Origin of the sequence: Chryseobacterium sp. Leaf394 (genome assembly GCF_001424105.1) — a bacterium.
In the GTDB taxonomy this organism is placed as follows: Bacteria; Bacteroidota; Bacteroidia; order Flavobacteriales; family Weeksellaceae; genus Chryseobacterium.
This window is the reverse complement of sequence record NZ_LMQH01000006.1, coordinates 1-3,539: the sequence shown is the minus strand read 5'-3', so window position 1 is coordinate 3,539 and position 3,539 is coordinate 1. Positions and strand designations below refer to the sequence as shown.

Annotated in this window: 4 protein-coding genes; 1 reads left to right on the top strand and 3 read right to left on the bottom strand. The window is 38.3% G+C overall.

Going from position 1 to position 3,539, the window contains the following annotated elements; translation table 11 throughout:
• Window positions 1-291 (bottom strand): hypothetical protein (locus tag ASG21_RS02285; protein ID WP_056075526.1); only part of this gene is annotated, 291 nt, incomplete at its 3' end.
• 21 nt (window positions 292-312) lie between these two features.
• A complete protein-coding gene (locus tag ASG21_RS02280) occupies window positions 313-1,104 on the bottom strand; it encodes an SDR family oxidoreductase (RefSeq protein WP_056075285.1) in 792 nt (263 codons plus the stop codon).
• Between the two features lie 127 nt (window positions 1,105-1,231).
• Between ASG21_RS02280 and ASG21_RS02275 the strand changes: the two genes are divergently transcribed.
• Window positions 1,232-1,618, top strand: a complete 387-nt coding sequence (locus tag ASG21_RS02275) for a helix-turn-helix domain-containing protein (protein WP_056075283.1) — start codon at window positions 1,232-1,234, stop codon at window positions 1,616-1,618.
• A 588-nt stretch (window positions 1,619-2,206) separates the two neighbouring features.
• Here the strand turns inward: ASG21_RS02275 and ASG21_RS02270 are convergent.
• Window positions 2,207-3,034 carry a T9SS type A sorting domain-containing protein gene (locus ASG21_RS02270; protein WP_157844502.1) on the bottom strand — a complete coding sequence of 276 codons (828 nt, stop codon included), beginning with the start codon at window positions 3,032-3,034 and terminating at the stop codon, window positions 2,207-2,209.
• Window positions 3,035-3,539 lie beyond the last annotated feature (505 nt).

Genomic DNA, 3,539 nt, shown 5'->3' with positions numbered 1-3,539 from the left:
TTTTCCGTCAGCAATTTTAAAATGAAATTTCAAAATCAGAGGACTTCCCGGAAATGATCCTGCTATTTTTGCCGACAGTATATCTTCTTTCTCATCATAATCTACCGGCTCCATTGTGGCCTTGTTTTCTTTGTTTGATTTGTCGATCCACTTTTCAATTTCTGCCTTGCCGATGTGCGTTTTGCCTTCATCAGATACCTGGGCATCTTCGGCGAAACAGTCTGCATAGGCAGCACTGTTAAATTCGTTCTGAGTCTTTACTAAATCTGAGATGATGTTTGGTAATTGCATTGTATTTTATTTTTAAAATGATTAAATAGTTGGTACAGTACCGCCGTCGATGACATATTCGGTTCCTGTTAAATAGCCGGCTCTCGGAGATACAAGAAAACCTACAAATTCGGCAACCTCTCTCGGTTCGGAAGGTCTGCCAAAAGGAATTCCGCCCAGCGCATCCATCACGCCCTGCTGCGCTTGTTCTACAGTGCTGTTTGCGTTTCTTGCGATTTCGCCCAGCCAGTCTTTCGATGCTGTTGTATTAATCCATCCGGGTGAAACAGCCAAAACACGGACACCCTTTGGAGTTACTTCATTCGACAGACTTTTACTGTAATTTCTCAATGCTGCTTTTGAAGCGGCGTAAGGCAAAGTAGAATCGTATAAAGGAAGCTTACCCTGAATGGAAGCAATGTGGATAATAACGCCACTTTTTCGCTCAATCATTTGAGGCAAAAATCCACGGTCCAGTCTTACTGGAGCAAGCAAATTAGCCTTTAAAGTAGATTCCCAGTCCTCATCCGATAATGCATTAAAGCCACCGGCAGGTGTTGTTGATGAGCCGAGGTTGTTGATCAGAATATCCAGCCGGCCATACGCAGACATGATTTCACTGATTACCTTCTGTGTTCCTTCCGCAGTACTCAGATCAGCAGCAATGAAATGCAGATTGCTGTTTTCTTCTTCCGGTGCATTTCTTGCCGAAATGATTACTGTCGCGCCGGCCTGCAATAGTCTTTCTGCAATCGCTTTTCCGGTTCCTTTTGTACCTCCAGTTACCAGTGCAATTTGGCCTGATAACTCATTGTTGAAATTAAACTGTTCCATTTTTATAATTATTTATAGGACAAAATTGGGCTATAAAAACAGTTTGTACAAGTACGGAATTACGATTCAGATAGGGATAAATTATTCCCCTATTGTGCAAATCGGAACATACGTTTAAATTTGCTTTATGTATGAGAGAAAAATAATCCCGAACTTAAATTGCGGTCTTGACCTGATCGGTGAAGTACTTTACGGCAAATGGAAAATACGTCTGCTCTGGTTTATAGATCAGGGACATCAACGGCCGAGTGAATTACAGCGCAAAATCCCTGATGCCACGCGTAGAGTATTAAATATACAGTTGAAAGAACTGGAAGATCACGAATTGATTACCAAGAAAATTTACCCTGTAGTGCCGCCCAAAGTAGAGTACAGTCTTACTGAACTGGGAAAAAGCGTTATACCTATAATTTTGCAATTGGGAATTTGGGGTGATCAAAACGAAACGCATTTACGCACCGTTATTTTAAAGCGCCTGAACGCAGAAAGCGAGTTGCTTCGTTTGGAAGAGTAGGGAAGGATGCGTGTTGTATAATTATATAATTTACAGGGATATTTTTACAGCTTATCAATTACTCAACTAAGTGCTGCACAGCAAATATCAAAAGATTGTAAGAATAATCCGATGTCGCGGATTTGCAATCCGTGACGGCAACACAAAAAAAATCCCCCATAAAAACCACAAAAACATCTAAAGCATTATCTTATTCTGCGTAATTTCTGACAATTCTGAAATAGTAATGCTCAGATTGCAAATCTGAGACCTAAGAGTTTACTGTATTACCGATGTCGCGGATTTGCAATCCGTGACAACAACACACAACAAATCATCCCATAAAAATCACAAAAACATCTAAAGCATTATCTAATTCTGCATAATTTCTGACAATTCTGAAATAGTAATGCTCAGATTGCAAATCTGAGACCTAAAAGTTTATTGTATTACCCGATGTCGCGGATTTGCAATCCGTGACAACAACACACAACAAATTATATCATAAAAACCACAAAAACATCTAAAGCATTAATTCTGCATAATTTCTGACAATTCTGAAATAATAATGCTCAGGTTGCAAATTGGAGACCTATGAGTCTACTGTATTTATCTCTTTATAATTTTTTTAGTTACCGTACCCTTTTCTGTTTCTATTGATAAGAAATAGTTACCAGCGGATAATCCTTCAAAATCCACTTTATGATCTGCCAATTTCACGGGGATTTTTTTGCCGTTACCATCATAGAGAGCGATCTGCCGTATCTTATCTTTGCTTGTCACTTCTAAAAAACGGGTAGTTGGATTGGGGAAGACTTTAATTTCTGAAGAATCATATACCACCTCATGCGTTCCCATTATCATTCCTTCAATAGAAAATGCAGCACCAGTATTTGGGATAACCTGCCAGGTCGGGTAGGCTGCACCACCTGTTAGATTAGATATTCTTGCGTAGTCCGGTGCTGCCGTCGGGGATAGCCACCAGTTGAATTTCTGTGGTGAAGTTAAAATCATCGAGTCCAGATTAATTCGGGGTACGAAGAAAAGCCAGTATTTTGTATTACCCTGCAAAACTGCTGTACCGGGAAGTGCTGATATATCCACAGAAAACGTATAGATATACTGTGCGGTATGTATAATATTGTATCCTTGTGTACTGTTGTTAATGTCTAAAGAAATTACAGGGATTCCTGTCTGAAGAAGGGGATTGCCGGACGGAGCTCCATTATTGTCGCTGTATATATAAAGTATCATCCCTTTCACCATTGCAGGAAGATTATCTGAAATTTGAGAACCGTATAGATTGATTGTGGTTATTTCGCTTGTTTGGGTTAAAGTAAAACTACTTGCCATGCTTATCATATCTCCATTATTGGCAAGATAGGAGCTGAAACCAGCTGCTCCACTATAATTAGGAACTGTATGGGAGTAGATCACAGATTGCGCCTTAGTTTGTAAGAAGAAAGACAGGATAAGGAGGATGTAAATTTTTTTCATAGATACTGATTTATTAGTGTGATTAATGTTTTCTGAGTCGTTCTGCAGAAAACAAGTGCTTTTAAAATATTCTCAGTGAGTGGAGAATAAATTAATTTTATCACTTATGATTTGATATCACAATTTAAGGAAAAATAGAAATTGAAATGATGTTTTTTGCGGATACTTTAAAAATAATTTAATATAATATTGTTTATGTTGAAAATTTGAAATGAAATATGAGGATTCAAATGTTTGTTGTGATAGAAATTGTAGTTTCACTATCTGAAGTTTCAAATCTGAAGTAAGTAAATAGTTACAGGTAAAGAAACCTTTGATAGGTTTGTAATACTTAAACACCTAACTCGAAGATTACTGTAGAAATATCTTTTTTCAGGAGCCAGGAACCCGCTGTCCACTATATCTTTTTTGCGGCTGCCTCCATTTCATTCCGTCAGCCACAAAA